The sequence below is a fragment of the Arthrobacter sp. NPDC058097 genome (genome assembly GCF_042884885.1).
GTDB lineage: Bacteria > Actinomycetota > Actinomycetes > Actinomycetales > Micrococcaceae > Arthrobacter.
In genome coordinates this window covers 21818-41079 of record NZ_JBHVSZ010000018.1, presented here as the reverse complement: position 1 = coordinate 41079, position 19262 = coordinate 21818, and the positions used below count along the sequence as shown (strand labels likewise).

19 protein-coding genes are annotated in these 19262 nt (G+C 66.9%); 11 read left to right on the top strand and 8 right to left on the bottom strand.

All coding sequences use genetic code 11. The features are described 5' to 3' along the window. Position 1: 1 nt before the first annotated feature. The 4 genes from ACFVTE_RS22695 to ACFVTE_RS22680 all read left to right on the top strand — a co-directional run bounded on the left by ACFVTE_RS22695 (position 2) and on the right by ACFVTE_RS22680 (position 2141). Positions 2-613 (top strand): type II secretion system F family protein, encoded by a 612-nt coding sequence (locus ACFVTE_RS22695; protein WP_387104617.1) that lies wholly within the window; start codon positions 2-4, stop codon positions 611-613. A gap of 285 nt (positions 614-898) precedes the next feature. Next, complete coding sequence (locus tag ACFVTE_RS22690) at positions 899-1186, top strand: DUF4244 domain-containing protein (protein ID WP_387104616.1); 288 nt, start codon at positions 899-901, stop codon at positions 1184-1186. Between the two features lie 137 nt (positions 1187-1323). Beyond that, complete coding sequence (locus tag ACFVTE_RS22685; RefSeq protein ID WP_387104613.1) at positions 1324-1749, top strand: TadE family type IV pilus minor pilin; 426 nt, start codon at positions 1324-1326, stop codon at positions 1747-1749. Next, positions 1746-2141: an Rv3654c family TadE-like protein gene (locus tag ACFVTE_RS22680; protein WP_387104611.1), complete on the top strand. Its 396-nt coding sequence runs from the start codon at positions 1746-1748 to the stop codon at positions 2139-2141. Before ACFVTE_RS22685 ends, ACFVTE_RS22680 begins: the two co-directional genes overlap by 4 nt. Before the next feature lie 13 nt (positions 2142-2154). Here the strand turns inward: ACFVTE_RS22680 and ACFVTE_RS22675 are convergent, their stop codons facing one another. Both ACFVTE_RS22675 and ACFVTE_RS22670 read right to left on the bottom strand, forming a co-directional pair. Next, positions 2155-4551 carry a DEAD/DEAH box helicase gene (locus ACFVTE_RS22675; RefSeq protein WP_387104609.1) on the bottom strand — a complete coding sequence of 799 codons (2397 nt, stop codon included), beginning with the start codon at positions 4549-4551 and terminating at the stop codon, positions 2155-2157. A 67-nt stretch (positions 4552-4618) separates the two neighbouring features. Further along, positions 4619-5311 carry a GNAT family N-acetyltransferase gene (locus tag ACFVTE_RS22670; protein ID WP_387104607.1) on the bottom strand — a complete coding sequence of 231 codons (693 nt, stop codon included), beginning with the start codon at positions 5309-5311 and terminating at the stop codon, positions 4619-4621. Between the two features lie 124 nt (positions 5312-5435). Between ACFVTE_RS22670 and ACFVTE_RS22665 the strand changes: the two genes are divergently transcribed. Beyond that, positions 5436-6329, top strand: coding sequence for a rhodanese-related sulfurtransferase (locus tag ACFVTE_RS22665; RefSeq protein ID WP_387104604.1), 894 nt, complete (start codon positions 5436-5438; stop codon positions 6327-6329). A 60-nt stretch (positions 6330-6389) separates the two neighbouring features. Here the strand turns inward: ACFVTE_RS22665 and ACFVTE_RS22660 are convergent, their stop codons facing one another. The 3 genes from ACFVTE_RS22660 to ACFVTE_RS22650 form a co-directional block, all read right to left on the bottom strand. After that, positions 6390-6899 carry a hypothetical protein gene (locus ACFVTE_RS22660; protein WP_387104601.1) on the bottom strand — a complete coding sequence of 170 codons (510 nt, stop codon included), beginning with the start codon at positions 6897-6899 and terminating at the stop codon, positions 6390-6392. Positions 6900-7086: 187 nt separating this feature from the next. Continuing rightward, entirely contained in the window at positions 7087-7530 is a 444-nt protein-coding gene (locus ACFVTE_RS22655; RefSeq protein WP_387104599.1) for a hypothetical protein, read from the bottom strand. A gap of 10 nt (positions 7531-7540) precedes the next feature. Continuing rightward, positions 7541-8104 (bottom strand): hypothetical protein, encoded by a 564-nt coding sequence (locus ACFVTE_RS22650; RefSeq protein ID WP_387104596.1) that lies wholly within the window; start codon positions 8102-8104, stop codon positions 7541-7543. Between the two features lie 116 nt (positions 8105-8220). On the opposite strand from ACFVTE_RS22650, the gene ACFVTE_RS22645 reads away from it, so the two are divergent. Continuing rightward, positions 8221-9837 carry a methyltransferase gene (locus ACFVTE_RS22645; protein WP_387104594.1) on the top strand — a complete coding sequence of 539 codons (1617 nt, stop codon included), beginning with the start codon at positions 8221-8223 and terminating at the stop codon, positions 9835-9837. A gap of 100 nt (positions 9838-9937) precedes the next feature. Here ACFVTE_RS22645 and ACFVTE_RS22640 read toward each other — a convergent pair whose 3' ends face one another. After that, complete coding sequence (locus ACFVTE_RS22640) at positions 9938-10252, bottom strand: hypothetical protein (protein WP_387104592.1); 315 nt, start codon at positions 10250-10252, stop codon at positions 9938-9940. 184 nt (positions 10253-10436) lie between these two features. Here ACFVTE_RS22640 and ACFVTE_RS22635 point away from each other — a divergent pair, with 184 nt between their 5' ends. From ACFVTE_RS22635 to proC, 5 genes are all read left to right on the top strand, one after another. After that, on the top strand, positions 10437-11117 hold the full coding sequence (locus tag ACFVTE_RS22635; RefSeq protein ID WP_387104589.1) for an ArsR/SmtB family transcription factor: 681 nt from the start codon (positions 10437-10439) through the stop codon (positions 11115-11117). Between the two features lie 173 nt (positions 11118-11290). Further along, positions 11291-14014 (top strand): type I DNA topoisomerase, encoded by a 2724-nt coding sequence (gene topA / locus ACFVTE_RS22630; RefSeq protein ID WP_387104586.1) that lies wholly within the window; start codon positions 11291-11293, stop codon positions 14012-14014. 73 nt (positions 14015-14087) lie between these two features. Continuing rightward, positions 14088-14537 (top strand): SseB family protein, encoded by a 450-nt coding sequence (locus tag ACFVTE_RS22625; protein ID WP_387104584.1) that lies wholly within the window; start codon positions 14088-14090, stop codon positions 14535-14537. A gap of 85 nt (positions 14538-14622) precedes the next feature. Then, positions 14623-15615 (top strand): Ppx/GppA phosphatase family protein, encoded by a 993-nt coding sequence (locus tag ACFVTE_RS22620; protein WP_387104581.1) that lies wholly within the window; start codon positions 14623-14625, stop codon positions 15613-15615. Between the two features lie 470 nt (positions 15616-16085). After that, positions 16086-16919: a pyrroline-5-carboxylate reductase gene (gene proC, locus ACFVTE_RS22615; protein ID WP_387104579.1), complete on the top strand. Its 834-nt coding sequence runs from the start codon at positions 16086-16088 to the stop codon at positions 16917-16919. 196 nt (positions 16920-17115) lie between these two features. Here the strand turns inward: proC and ACFVTE_RS22610 are convergent, their stop codons facing one another. Both ACFVTE_RS22610 and ACFVTE_RS22605 read right to left on the bottom strand, forming a co-directional pair. Further along, positions 17116-17802 (bottom strand): potassium channel family protein, encoded by a 687-nt coding sequence (locus ACFVTE_RS22610; protein ID WP_387104576.1) that lies wholly within the window; start codon positions 17800-17802, stop codon positions 17116-17118. After that, complete coding sequence (locus ACFVTE_RS22605; RefSeq protein WP_387104573.1) at positions 17795-19228, bottom strand: TrkH family potassium uptake protein; 1434 nt, start codon at positions 19226-19228, stop codon at positions 17795-17797. The genes ACFVTE_RS22610 and ACFVTE_RS22605 overlap by 8 nt, the downstream gene beginning before the upstream one ends. Between the last annotated feature and the right edge of the window lie 34 nt (positions 19229-19262).

Sequence of the window (19262 nt, the reverse complement as noted above, 5' to 3'; positions counted from 1 at the left end):
AATGAGCGGATCGGCTGTGGCTGCTGCCCTCATCTTCCTGGCACTCGCGGCCGCCGCAGGCCTCGCCTTTAGCGGAACAGCTCACGCGAGATCCGGGCTCCTCCGCCGGAGTGGCCTGGCGGGCAATGGCATTGCGGATGGAGATGAAGGCTCTCAGAGCGGCGCGGAGCAGTCACCTGGACTGCGGGATACCGCCATGATGCTTGAGCTGATAGCCGCCATGCTCCACGCAGGTGCTGGCATCGGACGGGCCCTGGAACTGGTGGCTGCTGCGGCCTCGCCCGAGTACGGCCGCGCTCTGCGGCCCGTCGTGGGAGCCATGGCCATTGGTGCCGACTGGGAGACAGCCTGGCGGAGTTCAGACGTGCATTCGCCCGAGATACTCGCCCTCCGGGACGCCCTGGGCTTCGCCGCGCTGACTGGTGCGCCGTCGTCGTCCATCCTTTATGCCCAGGCCGCCAGAATGAGGCGGGAACGTTTCCGGGCCGCGGAGAAGCGCGCGGCCTCGCTCGGGGTCAAGCTGGTGGTTCCGCTGGGGCTCTGCTCGCTGCCAGCCTTCATCTGCCTGGGAGTCGTTCCTGTGCTGCTCGCCCTGGTTCCTTCGGGCACCTGAGGCCGTCAGGTTAGCTGAGTCCCCGGGCTGCTGAGTCCCTTCGGGTAGCTGAGCGACCCACGTGATTTCGCCCCCGCCAGCGGCGACCTCGACCCACACGCCCCGCTTGCTGCGGCGGCTGCGCCGCCATCCGTAGCCACCGCGGACACACCGGCACTGTCCCTCCACATGCGGCCGGACTGGCCGCTTTTCCACTTAGCGAAGTTCAGGCCTTACCGGTCCCGGCGGAGGACGGGAGAGTCGATTGCACCGGCAACCCGCCGGAAACGCCTGAAAGGAAAATTCATGTCCCTCAACTACCAAACGCCGGGTGAAGCCGCACGGCCCTTGCGCCAGGACTCCCAAGAAGCCGATGTGCTGGAGATCTACCCGGGCGCCAGTAGCGCGCCGCGGGTGAAGCCGCGGCCACGCAGGCGTCTCATGGGCTCGGAAGCGGGCATGGCGACCGCCGAGTATGCCATCGCCACCCTGGCGGCGGTGGGCTTCGCCGGGCTCCTGGTGTTCATCCTGCGAAGCGACGAAGTCCGTGGCTTCCTGCTCAACCTGATCCGGACGGCGCTGGCCCTGCCGTGAAACCCTCTCCGCAGACCCTGACGGCGGCCGGACCTGAGTCCTGCCGGCAGCACGGGAGCCCGTCCGGAGAAAATTCAGGCAGCCGCGGTCCGGGGAAGGCCCGCGGCACCGAGAGGCACGGGAAGAGCCGTGGCGCAGTGACCGCTGAATTTGCGGTCGCTCTTCCGGCGGTCCTGCTGCTTCTGGCGATGCTGCTGGCGGGGTCTGCGGCGGGGATCACCCAGTTGCGGCTGCAGGACGCGGCCCGGGCCGGCGCCAGGGCACTCGCCAGGGGTGAAGACCCCGCCGCCGTCGACGGTATTGTCCGGAAGCTGGCCGGCCCGTCGGCCTCGTCGGCAGTGGTTCCCGGCGGCGAATGGATGAGCGTCACAGTGTCGGACCGGGCGGCAGGGCCTCTGGGGCGCATGGTGCCGTGGACACTGACCGCCAGGGCCGAGGCACGCAGCGAAACGGCATCATCGGCGCCGACCCCGGAAACGGCACCGAGTCCGGGAACGGACTTCCAGACGCCGCCGGGACTGGTGCGGCACGTATACGGCATTGCTGTTCGGCGGTCCCTGTGACCCGGCGACGCCAACAGCCCCTCGGCCAGCGCCGGCATCCCGTGTCCGGAGTCGAATCCGAGCGCGGGTCGGGCACGGTGCTGGCCGCGGGGCTGGGCATGGTGGTTGTCCTGGTCATGTCCCTGCTCCTCATGCTGGCGCAGGCGTCGGCGGCGGCATCCAAGGCCGCAGCCGCGGCAGACCTCGCCGCGTTGGCCGCGGCGGACGCGCTCCGCGGTGTCTCACCGGGCGAGCCCTGCGTCGTGGCAGCCGCGGTGGCTGGCCGCCATAAAGCAACTCTTGTCAGCTGCACTGCCGGAGGCGACCAGTCCGTCGAAGTCAGCACCGAACTGCCTGCCGGTCCGCTCCTGGGCGTTGCCACCGGCCGTGCCAGGGCCGGACCGCCGCCTTAAACTTCGCTGGGCCCTAGACCGCGTTCGACGCCGGCGCACCCGCCTTGGAATCCTCCGGGGCTGCGGCGTCCCGCGCGTCCTTCAGCAGGACATCGATCAGGGTGACTGCCGCGTGCTTGTCCAGCGGGTTGTTCTTGTTGCCGCATTTGGGCGACTGGACGCAGGAGGGGCAACCGGATTCGCACTCGCAGGCCTCAATCGCGTCCCTGGTGGCCTTCAGCCACACCTTGGCTTTCTCGAAGCCACGCTCGGCAAAACCGGCGCCGCCAGGATGCCCGTCGTACACGAAAATCGTCGGCACGCCGGTGTCGGCATGGATTGCGGTGGAAACCCCGCCGATGTCCCAGCGGTCGCTCGAGGCAACCAGTGGGAGCAGGCCGATGGCGGCGTGTTCGGCCGCGTGGAGGGCACCCGGGAACTGCGCCTCGATGAGTCCGGCGCCCGTGAGTGATCGGTTCTCCACCACAAACCACACGGCCTTCGTAAACAGGTCCCGGGCACCCAGATCGAGAGGTTCCTCGCCCAGGACTTCATTGGAAATGAGGGCCTTCCGCTGAAAGGAGATTACTTGCGTTGTGACCTTGACGTCGCCGAAGTGCACAGCCACGTCGCCCCACTGCACCGTCCGCTGGGTCTCGAGGACCTCGATCTGCGTGACGTCACGGGCTGTCGTGTAATAGTCGGGATTCGCCCGGCGTACCACCACGCAGTGATCGTCCTCGTTCAGGTCCTCCACCACGTAGCTGTCACCCTGATGGACGTACACGGCCCCTGTATGGGCCTGGTAGTGCGTCTGCGGCGAGTCCATGGTCCCCAGCAGCGAGCCGGTGTCCGCGTCCACAATGCTCACCGGCCCGCCGCCGTCGGCCCGCAGGTTCACCATGGCCGCGGCGCTCTGCGGGTGGGTCCAGAACCAGCCGGCCGGACGCCGCCGCAGGTACCCCTGTGCCACCAGCTGCCCGAGGAGTTTCTCCGCAGTGGCGCCGAACAGCGGCAGCTCGGCTACTCCGAGCGGGAGCTCGGCGGCCGCGGCACAGAGGTGCGGACCGAGGACGTAGGGGTTGGACGGATCAAAGACCGTGGCCTCGACGGACACGTCGAAGATGGCTTCGGGATGGTTGACCAGGTAGGTGTCCAGGGGGTCGTCGCTGGCCACGAAGGCGGCGATGGCGTCCTGGCCGGCCCGGCCCGCGCGGCCGATCTGCTGGAAGAGGGACGCCCTGGTTCCGGGCCAGCCAGCCACCAGTACCGCGTCCAGCCCCGAGATGTCGATGCCCAGTTCCAGGGCCGAAGTGCTGGAAATGCCCAGCAGCTGGCCGGTCCGAAGCGCCCTTTCCAGGGCACGGCGTTCCTCCGGGAGGTATCCGGAGCGGTAGGCTGCCACCCGTTGCGGCAGGCTCGGGTCCACCTCATCCAGGAGCCGCTTGGTGATGGAGGAGATGGTTTCTGCGCCGCGCCTGGATTTGATGAAGGCGATGGTCCGGACCCGTGACGAGACCAGGTTCGCGAGGAGGTCGGCGGTCTCGGCGACGGCAGTCCTGCGCTCCTTGGCGCCGTTCTCGCCGCGGACCTCCGTGAGCGCAGGTTCCCAGAACGCCACGGTCGTGGACCCATGCGGCGAGGAGTCCTCCGCGACTCCGCGGACCGTAGCGCCAATGAGCCGGCCGAAGGACTTCTCGGGCTCGGAAGCGGTGGCGGACGCCGCAATGAACACAGGTCCGGCGGAGCTGCCATCGGTCGCGTAGTAGGCACAGATACGCCGCAGCCGGCGCATCAGATTGGCCACATGGGAGCCGAAAACGCCACGGTAGCTGTGCGCCTCGTCCACGATCACATAGCGCAGGCGCCGGAAGAACCCCGCCCACCAGGCATGGTTCGGCAGGATGCCGAAGTGGAGCATGTCCGGGTTGGCCAGGATAAAGTTCGCGTGGTCGCGGATCCAGCGGCGGGAAGCCTGGTCAGTGTCGCCGTCGTAAGTTTCGGCCCGGACAGTCGGTAGGTTCAGGGACCGGATCGCCGCGAGCTGGTCTGCCGCAAGAGCCTTGGTGGGGGAGAGGTAGAGCGTCACGGCACCGTCGTCGTGGATTTTTCCCGGGTCCGACAGGACACGGAGCTCGGACCGATGAATCGCATCCAGCGCCGGCAGTTGGTAGGCCAGGGATTTCCCGGACGCCGTTCCGGTGGCGATCACCACGTGATCGCCACCGTGGGCGATGTCCGCTGCCCGGATCTGATGCCGGTAAGGCTGGTGGATGCCGAGTTTTCCGTAGGCGGCGACCAGGTCGGGGTGCGCCCAGGCCGGCCACGGTTCGTGCACGGCGGCGCGCGCCGGAATGGTCCGCACATGCCGGAGCTGCTCCGGGTCCGGGCCACGGCCCAGCAACGGAATCAGCGAGTCATGGGGGTTCACCCCAACATTCTTTCATCCGGGCAAAAATCGCCGGGACGGAACCGGGGGGAGGGTCTGCGGCGGCGAGTCAGACCACGGAGAGGTCGGACCCCTCATCGGAGGCGGAGAGCATCAGCACGTGGCACACCGACGACCAGCCCAGATGCGAATACAGCTTTTGCCCGTCCAAGGACGCCAGCAGGAGCCCGTCCTCCACGTCGTGCGAGAACGCCTGCGCCGCCAGGGCCTTCATGATAAAGCTGCCCAGGCCCCGGCGCTGGAAGGACGGTTCGGTGACAATCTTGTCGAAGACCGCCGTGCCGTTGATGACCACCACGCGGCCGCTCGCCGCCAGAGTCTCCCCGGAGCGTACTTCGGCAAAGTGGACACCGTCGGATTCCCACGTTTTCAGGGACAGGTCGTCGTCCGAGAGCCACGGGTCCTCAGAGTCCTGCGTTTCCATGTCCACGACCATCATGGTCTGGGACGCCGACGTGGCGTTGAGGTTGTGCTGCTCAGCCAGGAGCTTGTAGCGCCCCACATCATCGGTCAGGATGGTCAGGACCCGCTTGGGTGCTTCGGCAGTCTTTGCAGCCAGGTCCGCGAACTCGGCGTCCGTGGGATCGGAGGCGAAGTATTCCCAGTCCCCGGTGGTGTCCGCACGCAGGGCGGCGGGGAACCGTCCCTCGGTGCGCGTCTCATAGCCCCGGCAACCAGCCCAACCGGCTACCCAGACTTCAAGCAGATGAGTGATGTCTCCAACCATGGCTTCTGGCGTCATGTGATGAGAGTATTCCAGCGCTGTCATAAGCAACAGAGCTTTGGTGCTTGCTTATGCAATTGTGATAGGGGCTCTTGCCCCGTCCGAATCCGTCCCCCGGCGGCCACCAAGTACCCTTAAATACGTGGCTTTGAACCGAATCGTACTCTTTTACGGCTTTACTCCCATCGCAGACCCGGACGCTGTTCGGCTCTGGCAGCGTGCCCTGTGCGAAAGGCTCGGCCTGACCGGACGGATCCTCATCTCCAAGGACGGCATCAACGCCACCGTCGGCGGGGAGATTGCGGCCGTCAAGCAGTACGTGAAAACCACCCGTGAATACAAGGGCTTCCACGGCATCGACGTCAAGTGGTCCGACGGCGGGGCGGAGGACTTCCCCCGCCTGAGCGTCAAGGTCCGCGATGAGATCGTGTCCTTCGGCGCGCCCGGCGAGCTGAAGGTGGACAATAACGGCGTTGTGGGAGGCGGGACGCATCTTAAGCCCGAGGAACTCCACGAACTCGTCGACGTGAAGAAGGCCAGCGGCCAGGACGTCGTGTTTTTCGACGGCCGCAACGCGTTCGAAGCACAGATCGGCAGGTTCAAGGACGCCGTCGTCCCCGACGTCGCCACCACCCACGACTTCATCACCGAACTCGACTCCGGCAAGTACGACCACCTTAAGGACCAGCCCGTCGTCACCTACTGCACCGGCGGCATCCGCTGCGAGGTGCTGTCCAGCCTCATGGTGAACCGCGGCTTCAAAGAGGTGTACCAGCTGGACGGCGGCATCGTGCGGTACGGCGAAAAGTTCAAGGACCAGGGTCTCTGGGAAGGGTCCCTGTACGTCTTCGACAAGCGCATGCACCTCGAATTCAGCGAGGACGCCAAGACCATCGGCGAGTGCGTCCGCTGCCAGGCGCCCACGAGCAAGTTCGAGAACTGCTCCAACCCCAGCTGCCGCACGCTCACCCTGTACTGCACCGGGTGCGCATCCAATCCGGACACCCTGCGCTGCCCCGACGGCTGCGCCGCCTGAGCTGGACGGCAGCGGCGCCGCCGCTCGGGCGAGCGGGCCGCGCGCGGCTGAGCTGCAGCCTCAGATCCGGCTGATCCGGTAGGCGAAGTTGGCGTCCGAGCGCGCCTCCACCGTCACCCGAAGCACGGAGTCCTCGTCCAAGTGCACCACATTGACACGTGACGTGCCGCACCGGAGGCTCAGGTCCACCAAGGCGAACTCCGCGTCGCGGATGGTGAAAGAAACCCGCCGCTCGCTCCGGCACGCGAGGGTGAGGGAGTACGTGCCGCCCGGCAGCTGCTTGGTGGATTCGGTCTTGCTGCGGCCCCGGCCAACGCTGCCGTAGCTGGTGTGGAAGACCTGTCCCTCTGCGTCGGGCAGAACTTCCTTCGCCCATTCGGTGAGCTCCTGACCCGACACGGGCACGTTTTCCAGCGGATCACGCGGCAATACCGGATCCGTCACCACCGGGGCGGCGTCCGGAAGTTCGCCCCGGCCGTCGTCATAGTTGTATTCGCAGCCGCTCAGCACGGCTGCCAGCAGCACAAAGAAAAGCACGACGGCGGCTGCCGGCGCCCGCAGCCAACGCATGCGTTGCGCCCGCCCCAGGAAACGATGCGCGGAGGCCATCCGCACCGCGGGCATACCCCGACTTTAAGCCTCCCGGAGGCGGCGGTACAGAGGCGGCGTAGATGGGAATCCGCCCCGGGAAAAATTGCCCACCGCGCACTCCCGGAGCCGCCGGGACCATACGGCTCCGCGGCTAAAGTGCCCCGGATTAACTCGCAGGAACCAGGTGGTAGGCGTACAGGAGCGGCGCGTCCACGCTGGAGGCGCTGATCTCCATCCGCCCGGTCGTCGGGACAGTTATCTTCGCGGTTTCGCGGCTGCCGTTGCAGGCGGCCCCGGCTTCCGTCAGTTCCTTGCCGGCGAGCGTCACGGCGAAGAACGCCTTCCCGCCGCCGTCGCAGGTGATCGTCAGTGTGTAGTCGCCAGCCGGGACGCTGGCTGCCTCCTGAATGATCCTGTTCCGGTTGAGGATCTTGCCGGAATCCTCCAGCACCGCCTGGCTGTCAGACGGCAGAGCGGTGGCCCGCCACCGCGGAACATCGGCATTTTCGACCGACACCACGGGGGAGCAGGCGGCCGTTGCCAGCAGTACGACGGCGGATGCGGCCGCCCCGCCGAGGGCACGGGAAATCAGGGGTAAACGGTCAGGCATGACTTCAAACTTACCCGTTTGAGCTGCCGCCGGATTCTGTTCCCTTCCTCCCGCTCCGCCGCGTGGCCACAAAAGAGACAAGTCTGTCTGCCTCGGCCAGCACTTTGGCCATGCCCGCGGAGTTCGCCAGGACCCTTTCGCCCCTGGACTCCAGGGTTACGGGAATGACCGTGGCCCGTGCCGCGGCGGGGGGCGGCACGGCGGTTTCGTGCGGCGGGGGTTGCGGTTCCGCGGCCTCCCGCCGGGCACTTTCCTCGGACTGGGTCAGGGCATCGATCTTGGCGCCGCCGATCTTGTCCAGCATCTCGTAGTCCTCGTCGGTGCACAGGTCGCTGGCCGCAAGGTGCTTCAGTGCCACCAGGCCAACGACGGCCCTGCTGAAGTCGCGGTCCATGGCGAGGTCGATGGCCCACTGCGTCCGCTTCCACCACTGGTCCCGCCGGTCCGCCTCGCGCCGCTGGGTGAGCGTACGCCACGCGATCCAGGCGGCAATGACGGCGGCCAGCAACGGTGCGAATGCCGCCGCGTACCGCAGCCAATCGGGATCGGCGGCCACCGCCTGGGTTCCGAACATGGCCCAACTGTAGCTTCAGCCGCCGACAATAATCGGGCACCACACACCGCGCTACCGCAGCCGAAAGGGGTGAGAGGGACAGGCACGCAGTCATGCCCGGGAAATAGACTTGGCCGGTGACCGAACCAACGCACTTCACCGCCGGCAACACTCCCGACGCACCGCGCAGCGACCTGCCCGATCTCCTGCAGGCGCTGGCCGCAGACCTCCGGGAGGTGGGCTACACCCTGGAGGGTGTGGCGCAGCTGCTGGGGGACTCGGCGTACGCTGCCCTCGGCCGGGACCAGCTCATCCCGGCAATGATCGCGACGGAAGCAGCGGCCGCCGGCGAGCCGCGCACCGCGGCCCTGGCCGCCGTCGTGCGTTTCTGGCTCCTGGCCGTTCCGCAGGAAGCGGCGGTGCTCGACGGCGCGTTGCCGCGGACCCGCGCCGAAGGCCTCGTGGCGCTGGGGCTGGCGAAAGCCGCGGGGACCGAGGTGGCCGCCGAAGCGGACCTGCGCCCCTACGGCTGGGACTCGGGCGACGGCGGCGCCGAAATCTGGGTGGCCAGCGACCTTGCCGCCCACCAGCGTCCCGGCGTCCTCAGGCACGACCACGTCCTGGGCATCGGGCAGGCGTCCACCACCCTTGTCCAGTCCACCATCCGCCGGCCTGCCGGAAGAGCGCTGGACCTCGGCACCGGCTGCGGCATCCAGACGTTCCACCTCCTGCAGCACAGCGGCCACGTCACCGCCACGGACATCTCCGAGCGCGCCCTCGCCTTCACGCGCTTCAACCTCCTGCTCAATGCCCAGGCCCTGGACATCGATCCGGCCCGGCTGGACAAGCGCGTGAGCCTCCGGCTTGGATCACTCCTCGCGCCAGTTGCCGGCGAGGCTTTTGACCTCGTCGTGTCCAATCCGCCTTTCGTCATCACGCCCCGCACCGCGGGCGAAGCGCCGGCTGACCAGTTCACCTACCGCGACGGCGGCCTGCCGGGGGACGACATCGTCGCGTGGCTCATCCAGTCCCTGCCCGGTGTGCTCGCCCCGGGCGGAACTGCCCAGCTTTTGGGTAACTGGGAAATCCCGGAGGGCTCGGACTGGGATGAGCGGCCGCAAAGCTGGGCCGGTCCGGACACGGACGCGTGGTTCATCCAGCGCGAACAGGTGGGTCCCGAGCAGTACGCCGAGACCTGGCTGCAGGATGCCTCCGAAACCCGGGACCGCCGGCACTACCAGGAGGCCTACGCCGCGTATCTGGCGGACTTCGCCTCTCGGAATGTCGCGGGGATCGGCTTCGGCATGATCTTCCTGCGCCGGCCTGCCGGTGCGCGGCGGATCCGCCGCTTTGAGGAGATCACCTACCCGATCGAACAACCGGTCGGGCCGCACCTCGGGGCGGCGGTCGAAAGGGCCGACTGGCTGGCGGACCGCGACGTGTCGGCCGCCCACCTGCTCGTGGCCGAGGACGTCACCGAGGAGCGCCACCAGCGCCCCGGCGCCGAACACCCCGGCGTCATCCTGCTGCGCCAGGGAGCGGGCCTCCGCCGCACCAACCTGCTCAGCACCGAACTGGCGGGTTTTGTTTCCGCGTGCGACGGCGACCTGACCGCCGGACAGATTATCGGCGCCCTTGAGGCGCTGCTGGGCGGGTCAGAGGGGTTCGACGGCGACGCCTTCCAAGCCGGTCTGCTCACCGAGGTGGCCAATCTGGTCCGGGACGGATTCCTGCTCCCGGCAGACAAGGACTGACAGCGCTCCCACAGCGCGAACGTACAGTTGTGGCCCCAAATCCCAAGGGATTCAGGGCCACAACTGTACGTTCGCGCTGGTTGACGTTCGCGCTGGACCGTCAGTTAATCAGGGCGCGGTCCATCCCGGGGGCAGGGACGTCCATGGTGAAGCCGCACATGCAGCGGTAGGTCACGGCGTCGGCTGCACCCACGGCCTTTAAGGAGCGAATCAGCCGCTGGCCGTCCACCCTGATGGCCATTTCCAGGGAGAATTCCTCATCCAGACGCTTCATCGGCCGCCGGCAGTGCCGCGGGGTGCCCGTTGGCGCCAGCAGGGAGCCGTCGGCGGCTGCGCCGGTTGCCAGGCCTGAGCCGGCCAGTTCACGGGCGGGCTGGGCTGCCCGTGTCAATGCGTCTTCGTCGAGGGTAATCATGGTCTTCCTTTGGGCTTCTCACGGGGCTGCCAACACTGGCGGCCCCGCCGCGAACTGCTTGCGGGAGGTCTGTTTACGGATGTAAGCAAAGCATGCTTAGTATTTCCGCGGCAAGCCGGGGGGTCGGAAGTTTGGATATCAAGCATTTCTTTCAGAGCCTCGTGATGCTGCGTAAACTGAAGGAGTGAGTACTGACAGGCCGTCTTCGGGACCGGCCGGAACCCCGCCGGCGGACGCCGCGCCGCGCCGGAAAAACCGGCCGGAAAAGAAGGTGGAAATCACCGACCCCAAGGCGATCCGGGCCCTGGCCCATGCCGCCCGCCTCGAGGTCATCTCAGAGCTGTACTCCACGCAGTCCAGCCGCACGGCAACAGAACTGGCCCAGCAGACCGGGCTCACCCCGAGCGCGATGAGCTACCACCTGCGGGCGCTGCAGAAGTGGGGCATCGTGGTCCCGGCCGAGGCATCGGCCGACGCCCGCGAACGCCGGTGGAAGGCCGCGGGCACGGACTTTGCGATCAATTCGGGCGGGGCGGTGGCGGGCCCGGACTTTGCCGTGATCGACCTCGAACTGGATGCGTTCCGCCGCCGCGCCAGCGCCTACTCCCGTGCCCGGGACGAACAGCGCCAGCGCGGAGAGTCCGGGGAGCCGGCATCGGCGGTCCTTCTCGCCAGCAACCTCCTCTACCTGACGGCCGAGCAGCGCAGCGAACTGACGGAAAGGGTTTTTGACCTGCTCCGGGACTACGAACTTGAGGATCCCAGCCGCATTCCGCCGGGCTCCGAGCGGATCGCCACCATGTGGTCCATGATTCCGGACGACCGCACCCTGCCCGGTGCCCCGGGCGGCCACGCAGGCACCTGACCGGTGCGGGGGACGGGTCCATGCCGGCCGCCAGGACCCCGCCGGACAGCCGGCAGTCCCGGCCGTGACGGGGGCCACCGTTTTCCACATGACAGCGCAGAATTCTGCAAAATATGGTGAACTAGGCCAATATGGGCTGATCTGCCCGAGCAACCTTTTTCTGTAGGAGCACTGTGCCAAGCAAGGCCAAAACCGGCAAGAAACTCGTGATCGTGGAGTCTCCGGCCAAGAGCAAGACCATCGCCAAGTACCTGGGCGAGGGCTTCATTGTCGAGGCCTCCATCGGTCACATCCGCGACCTGCCGCAGCCGTCCGAGCTCCCTGCGGACCTGAAGAAAACCTCCCTGGGCAAGTTCGCCGTCGACGTCGAAAACGACTTCAAGCCCTACTACGTCGTCTCCCCGGACAAGAAGAAAAAGGTGGCCGAGCTCAAGGCCCAGCTCAAAGACGCCGACGCGCTCTATCTCGCAACCGATGGGGACCGCGAGGGCGAAGCCATCGCGTGGCACCTCCTGGAGGTCCTGAAGCCCAAGGTCCCCGTGTACCGGATGACCTTCGGTGAAATCACCAAGGAAGCCATCCACCGCGCCATGGACAACCTGCGCGACGTCGATGCCGCCCTGGTGGACGCCCAGGAGACCCGCCGCATCCTGGACCGCCTCTACGGCTACGAGATCTCCCCGGTGCTGTGGCGCAAAGTGGCACGTGGCCTGTCCGCCGGCCGCGTGCAGTCAGTGGTCACGCGCATGGTGGTGGACCGCGAACGGGAGCGCATGGCGTTCAAGGCCGCGTCCTACTGGGACCTGACCGGCCAGTTCGGTGCTGACGCCGGCTCCTTCAAGGCCAAGCTCGCCGCCGTTGACGGCGCCAAGGTCGCCTCCGGCCGGGACTTCAACGACGACGGCGAACTCACCTCGCGCAACGTGGCCCACCTTAACGAGGAACTCGCCACCTCGCTGGCTGCTGCGCTGCAGGACGCTGACTTCCGCGTCCGCTCGGTGGACACCAAGCCGTACACGCGCCGCCCCGCCGCGCCCTTCACCACCTCCACGCTGCAGCAGGAGGCGGGGCGCAAGCTGCGGTTTTCGTCCAAGAGCACCATGCAGATCGCCCAGCGGCTGTATGAAAACGGCTACATCACCTATATGCGTACGGACTCCTCGGCACTGAGCGACGAGGCCGTCACGGCCGCCCGCCGCCAGGCTGCCGAGCTGTACGGTCCCGAGTACGTTCCGCAGTCGCCCCGCGTCTACACCAGCAAGGCCGCCAACGCGCAGGAGGCCCACGAGGCCATCCGTCCTGCCGGTGACTCCTTCCGCACCCCGGCGCAGGTTGCCCAGCAGCTCAGCGGCGACGAATTCCGGCTGTACGAACTGATCTGGAAGCGCACTGTCGCCTCGCAGATGGGCGACGCCAAGGGCTCCACCGCCACCATCCGCCTCGGCGCGGTGGCCTCCGATGGCCGCGATGCCGAATTCTCGGCCTCCGGCACCGTCATCACCTTCCCCGGCTTCCTGGCCGCCTACGAGGAAGGCAAGGACGAAAGTCGCGGCGACGACGACTCCGACGAGGGCCGCCGCCTGCCGAACGTCGCGAAGGGTGACGGGCTGACCGCTTCCGAGATCATCGCAGTTGGCCACGAGACTTCGCCGCCGCCGCGCTACACGGAAGCCTCCCTGACCGCCGAGCTGGAAAAGAAGGGCATCGGACGGCCGTCCACCTACGCGTCCACGATCTCCACCATCCAGGACCGCGGTTACGTGCGGAAACAGGGCTCTGCCCTGGTTCCGAGCTGGATCGCCTTCTCCGTGGTGCGGCTCCTCGAACAGCACTTCACGGACTACGTGGACTACGAGTTCACGGCCGACATGGAAGGCGACCTGGACAAGATCGCCAACGGCCAGGCTGTGGGGGCCGCCTGGCTCAAGCACTTCTACTACGGTGAAGACGCAGATCCGGGCCTGCTGAGCATCGTGAACAACCTGGGCGAGATCGACGCTCGCGAGATCAACTCCGTGCCCATCGCGGACGGCATCACGCTGCGCGTCGGCAAGTTCGGCCCGTACCTGGAGAGCTCGCTCCCCACGGTGGATCCGAAGACCGGCGAAGTGGTGGAGTCCGCCCGCGCCAACGTCCCGGAGGACCTCGCCCCGGATGAGCTCACCGCCGCGAAGGCCGTGGAGCTTATGGAAACCGCGGCCCCGGAGGAACGTGTCCTCGGTGCCGATCCGCACACCGGACACACCGTTGTCGCCAAGAACGGCCGGTACGGCGCCTACGTCACCGAGGTCATCCCTGAGATGACCGAGGAGCAGCTGGCCAATCTGCCCGTCGAGTACTACAAGAACGGCAAGCCCAAGCCGCCGAAGAAGCCGGTCAAGGCCAAGCCGCGCACCGGTTCGCTCTTCAAGTCCATGACCGTGGAATCTGTCACCTTGGACGAGGCGCTGCAGCTCATGAGCCTGCCCCGGGTTTTGGGTGAGGACGCCGAGGGCAACCCGATCACGGTGCAGAACGGCCGCTTTGGCCCGTACCTTAAGAAGGGCACGGACTCGAGATCCATCGGCTCGGAAGAGGAAATCTTCACCATCACGCTGGAGCAGGCGCTGGAGATCTACTCCCAGCCCAAGCAGCGCGGTGCCCGCGCCGCGGTGCCGCCGCTGGCCGAGTTCGGTCCCGACCCCGTATCGGAGAAGAACATCGTGGTGAAGGAGGGCCGCTTCGGTCCGTACATCACCGACGGCATCACCAACATCACCGTGCCACGCAGCACCTCGCTGGAGGAACTGACCCGGGAACGCGCCGTCGAGCTTCTTGCCGAAAAGCGGGCCAAGGGACCGGTGAAGCGCACCACCACGCGCAAGCCCCCGGCGAAGAAGGCGGCAGCAAAGAAGTAGGGGTCGCGGCGTTAGAGGAGATGGAAAGGGAAAGCGAATTGCGTCGTGCCCTGCAACGTGGTCGAGTAGATACATGACTGAACAGCCGGAACCCGCAGACATCACGCCGCTGAACGACCTTGAGGAGAAGCTGGCCCGGGGCGGCCAGCCGGACGCCGATCCGGTGGACGTCATCCTGTCGTTCCTCAACAACGAGGTCTACATCATCAGTTCCGACGCGCTCGAGGGCGAGGACTCAAATGTTGAGCCGCTGGTGCTGGGCAACGCGGACGGCCAGCCGGTCCTTGCCGTGTTCTCACACCCCAGCCGGGTGGACGCGCAGTACCTGGAGGCCGCCCCGAACGTACTGGGCACCCAGGGCGCGGCGATCATCGCCAACATCGGCGAGGAGCTGGGAATGGTCATCAACCCCGGCGCGGCCTACGGCTTCGAGATCAACCCCGAGGGCATTGCCAACATCAAGCGTGACTTCAAGCGCGCCGATGAAGTGGACCCCAACCCTGCCGGCCTCGAAGGCGAGTGAACCCGGCGCGGCCCTCCGCAACCTAAAACCCGCAATGTAAGCCACGGGTTGCGTCCGCTGCGCCGGCGGGGGGAATAATGACAGGATGCGGCTAGGCGTTCTCGACATCGGTTCAAACACTGTCCACCTCCTGCTGGTGGATGCCCACCCCGGCGCGCGTCCTGTGCCTTTCGCCTCGCACAAGCGTCCCCTCTCGCTGGTGCAGTACCTCGACGCGGACGGCAACATCACCGACGCCGGCCAGCACGAGCTCACGGAGTTCGTGCTCGAGGCCTGGGAGTTCGCGGCCCGGCACAAGGCCGACGACCTGCTGGCCTTCTGTACATCGGCCATCCGCGAGGCCACCAACGGGCCCGCGGTGCTGGCCCGGGTGAAGCACGAAACCACCGTGACCCTGCAGGAGCTCACCGGCAGCGAGGAAGCGTCCATGACCTTCTTCGCCGTCCGCCGCTGGTACGGCTGGGGCGCAGGCACCGTGCTGAACTTCGACATCGGCGGCGGTTCCTTTGAGATGGCGCTGGGGCAGGACGAACTGCCGGAACTTGCAACCTCCGTGCCCCTGGGCGCGAGCAGGCTGACCCGCGACTGGCTGCACGAGGATCCGCCGTCCGCGAAGAGCGTCAAGGAACTCCGCCGGTACATCCGGGCCACCCTCAAGCCGGTGGTCCGCAGCTTCAACGAGGTGGGCAGGGCGAACGTCGTGGCCGGCACCTCCAAGACCTTCCGGTCCCTGGCACGCATCGCCGGGGCAGCCCCCAGCGCCGCCGGCCCGTACGTGAAGCGCGACCTCAACCGCACCGACCTGGGCATCTGGGCCCAGAGGATTTCCGCCATGAAGTCCGAAGACCGGCTGCACCTGCCGGGCGTCTCCGAGGCACGCGCCAACCAGCTTCTCGCCGGCGCGCTGGTGGCTGAAGCGGCCCTGGAGCTCTTTGAGTACAAGAAGATCAAGATCTGCCCGTGGGCGCTGCGCGAGGGCCTCATCCTCCGGCGGCTCGACCAGCTGATCTTTGACGGGCCGCTGGAACCTGCACCGCATGTGGGCGTCCCGCAGGTCTCGGTGCTGCCCGTCCTGTAGGGGCAGCGCCCGCCTTGCCGTGACCAGCGGCCGTTGGGCCGTCGTCTTAAACGAGAAGCGCCGGCCGGTTACGCAGAAGAAGCTGGGGGGAACACTTCTGCAACCGACCGGCGCCACGCCGGTCCCGAAGGACCGGCTCCATCACTCGCACCTGTGAGGCGTCTACGACTCTAGCGACGGAGTATGGGTGTTCTGGGGGATTTACCTGAGAGCGGGCTGGGAATCGGTCTGCCGGTGGACATGAGCTTAAAAAGCAAGGACACCGACGGCCTGCTGCAGAAAAATGGGCAAAACCACTGCAGACCGTCGGTGCCCGACAAGCATCCCCATGCTTGCTTCATCACTCGCACCCTCAATGAGGTAATACCTAAGTTAGGGGCCCAAGGTGTGGGAATGCTTCGACCAGCATGTGAGCTTCCTGTGAATGGCCGGGGTCTGCAACCGGAGCGATGAACTGCAATGATGGACCAATGAGCAACCGAATCGCATTCCTTGGCTGTGGATCAATGAACGAGGCCATTCTGGGCGGCCTGCTGGAAGGCGGCACGGATCCCATGGAGATCGTGGCCACCGTCCGACGCGCGGAGCGGGCTGCGGAGCTGGCCGAACGGCACGCCGGCATCACGGCCATCGCGGGCAGCGAAGAACCCGACAACAACAAGCAGGCTGCGAAGGGCGCCGGCATCGTGATTCTCGGCGTCAAGCCCGTGGGTATCGCCGAGCTGGCCCGGGAAGTCAGCGGCTCACTTTCCCCGGATACGATCGTCATCAGCGTTGCTGCGGCCGTTTCCATCGCCCAGCTCGAAGCCGCCCTGCCCGCCGGCCAGCCGGTGATCCGGACGATGCCCAACACCCCGGCGAAGCTGGGCCGCGGCGTGGTCTCGGTGTCTGCGGGCACCCACTGCTCGCCCGAGCAGCTCCAGCGGGCGAAAGATATTCTCGGCGCGGTGGGGACCGTCGTCGAAATCCCGGAGGAGCAGGTGGACGCTCTCGGTGCCATCAGCGGTTCGGGTCCGGCCTACGCGTTCTACCTGGCCGAGGCCATGGCCGCCGCTGGCGTTGAACTGGGCCTGGACCAGGAACTGGCGCTCCTGCTGGCTCGCGAAACCGTGGCCGGAGCAGGCCTCATGCTCGCGGAACCCGGCGCCGAGCCGGCCGCCCTGCGCAAAGCCGTGACCAGCCCCAACGGCACCACCGAGCGCGCCATCGCAACGTTCGATGACCGCGGCCTGCCGGCCATCATCGCCGCGGGCGCCCGCGCCGCCGCCGACCGCTCCGCGGAGATCACCAGGCAGCTCGGCTGACCACACCACCCCCACCGACGCATCGGAGTTTTTGTCCAGATACCGCGGGTTAAAGCCCTTCTAGAGCCCGATATCTGGACAAAAACTCCCCACGACGGGTGGAAGGTTAGCACGACGGCGGGCGGACGGTTAGGCACGACGGCGGATGGTGTTGCGGACGACGGCGGGTCACGCCGTCGTCCGTCTTACTTAGCCGTTACGGCCTGGCGGCGAACCGCTCCAGGAGGTCCACGTGGCCGGAGACGATCAGCATGTCGCGGGCGGACACCTTGGTCTCGGGCCGGGCGTAGGTGAAGTCCTCTCCCGGGGATTTCACGCCCACGATGGTCACGCCGTACTTGGACCGCACCTTGGACTCGTCCAGCGTGAAACCGACTGTTTCACGCGGCGGGTACATCTTGACGATGGCGAAGTCGTCGTCGAACTCGATGAAGTCCAGCATGCGCCCGGAGACCAGGTGCGCGGCGCGGACGCCGGCGTCGGCCTCGGGGTAGATGACGTGGTTGGCGCCGATGCGGGTCAGGATCTTGCCGTGGGACGGCGTGATGGCCTTGACCCACAGGTGCTCGATGCCGAGATCCACCAGGTTCACGGTGATGAGCACCGAGGACTCGATGGACGTGCCCACGCCGACCACTGCTGAACTGAACTCCTGCGCGCCCAGCTGCCGCAGCGCGTCGATGTTGGTGGCGTCGGCCTCCACCACGTGGGTCAGGACGGTTGACCACTTCTGGACCAGGGACCTGTCGCGCTCGATGGCCAGCACCTCGCGGCCCTGCTTCACCAGCTGCTCGGCCGTGGAGGAGCCGAAGCGGCCCAGCCCGATCACCAGGACCGGCGCGTTGTGGGCGGGGCGGTTGGGGGCGCCTGACGAATTAGCCAATGATGGGCCTCTCTTCCGGGTAGTGGTACAGCTGGCTGCGCTGGCGCAGGGCCAGGCCAGCCGCAAGCGTGACGGTGCCGACGCGGCCGGCGAACATAAGGACGGCCAGCACATACACGCCCTCCGGCGGCAGCTCGGCGCTGAGGTTGGTGCTGAGGCCGACGGTGGCGAACGCCGAGATGGTTTCGAACAGCACCCGGTCCAGCGAGGCTCCGCTGATGTGCAGGAGCAGGAATGCGGACGCGGACACCCAGGTGGCGCCGGCGACGATCACCGAGATGGCCACGCGCATGGTGCCCTCGGGGATGGTGCGGCCGTAGACCTTGACGTCGGCGTCGCCGCGGGCCTCGGCGATGATGGCCAGGAACATGACGGCGATGGTGGTGACCTTGATGCCGCCTGCCGTTGATGCGGAGCCGCCGCCGGCGAACATCAGGGCGTCCGTGAGCAGTTTGGTGGTGGACTCCATCTGGTTCTGGTCCACCAGGTTGAAACCGCCCGAGCGCGTCATGACCGAGGCGAAGAGCGAGTGCGTGATCTTGTCGCCGAGGCTCATGGAGCCGATGGTGCGGGTGTTGTCCCACTCCATGAGTGCCCACAGCACGGTGCCGGCCGCGAGCAGGATGAACGAGACCTGGATGGTGAGCTTGGTGTGCAGGTTCCACTTTTTCCAGTTCAGCCCGTTTTGCTGCAGCACCATGACCACGGGGAAGCCCAGGCTGCCCAGGAACACACCGAGCATGAGCGGAATCAGGATCCAGAGGTCGGTCTCGTAGGGGACGATGCCGTCCGAATGCGGGGTGAAGCCGGCGTTGTTGAAGGACGAGATCGAGTAGAAGACGCCGTGCCAGACTGACTGCCAGAAGGGCTCGCCGAGGACCATGAAGCGCGGGATCAGGGCGATCGCGAGGGCGGCCTCGATCACCACGGACGTGGTGATGACGATCCGCAGCAGCGTACCGACCTCACCAAGTCGGCCCGCATTGTTCATGGCTTCCTGGGCGATGAGCTTGCCCCTGACCCCCAGTTTCTTGCTCACCATGAGGGCCAGCAGCGAGGCCAGGGTCAGCGTGCCGAGGCCGCCGACGAAAATGCCGACCAGAATAATCAGCTGACCGAAGAAGGACCAGTGCACGGCGGTGGACACCACGGTCAGGCCTGTGACGCAGACGGCCGAGACGGCGGTGAAGAGGGCCTGGTGCAGCGGGGTGAAGTCGCCGGTGGCCGAGGACGCCGGCAGCGACAGCAGGGCGGTGAAGAGGACGATGACCACCACGAAGGCGCTCAGGGCAAGACGGGCCGGCGACGTGTTGGCAATGTCATCGATGAAGTCACGGATGCCCGTGAATATCCACAGGCCCTCACGCTCCGGCGTTGCGGGTTGCCAGCTGGCCGGGCTCTTGGACCTCGACTGGCTTTGGGTCATGTGCGGCTGTTCCTCGATTGACTCTGCTTCCTCC

Coding starts and splice junctions, on each gene's coding strand:
- ACFVTE_RS22695 (WP_387104617.1), top strand. CDS start 2: ATGAGCGGATCGGCTGTGGCTGCTGCCCTCATCTTCCTGGCACTCGCG.
- ACFVTE_RS22690 (WP_387104616.1), top strand. CDS start 899: ATGTCCCTCAACTACCAAACGCCGGGTGAAGCCGCACGGCCCTTGCGC.
- ACFVTE_RS22670 (WP_387104607.1), bottom strand. CDS start 5,311: ATGACGCCAGAAGCCATGGTTGGAGACATCACTCATCTGCTTGAAGTC.
- ACFVTE_RS22660 (WP_387104601.1), bottom strand. CDS start 6,899: ATGCGTTGGCTGCGGGCGCCGGCAGCCGCCGTCGTGCTTTTCTTTGTG.
- ACFVTE_RS22655 (WP_387104599.1), bottom strand. CDS start 7,530: ATGCCTGACCGTTTACCCCTGATTTCCCGTGCCCTCGGCGGGGCGGCC.
- ACFVTE_RS22650 (WP_387104596.1), bottom strand. CDS start 8,104: ATGTTCGGAACCCAGGCGGTGGCCGCCGATCCCGATTGGCTGCGGTAC.
- ACFVTE_RS22640 (WP_387104592.1), bottom strand. CDS start 10,252: ATGATTACCCTCGACGAAGACGCATTGACACGGGCAGCCCAGCCCGCC.
- ACFVTE_RS22625 (WP_387104584.1), top strand. CDS start 14,088: ATGACTGAACAGCCGGAACCCGCAGACATCACGCCGCTGAACGACCTT.
- ACFVTE_RS22620 (WP_387104581.1), top strand. CDS start 14,623: ATGCGGCTAGGCGTTCTCGACATCGGTTCAAACACTGTCCACCTCCTG.
- proC (WP_387104579.1), top strand. CDS start 16,086: ATGAGCAACCGAATCGCATTCCTTGGCTGTGGATCAATGAACGAGGCC.
- ACFVTE_RS22605 (WP_387104573.1), bottom strand. CDS start 19,228: ATGACCCAAAGCCAGTCGAGGTCCAAGAGCCCGGCCAGCTGGCAACCC.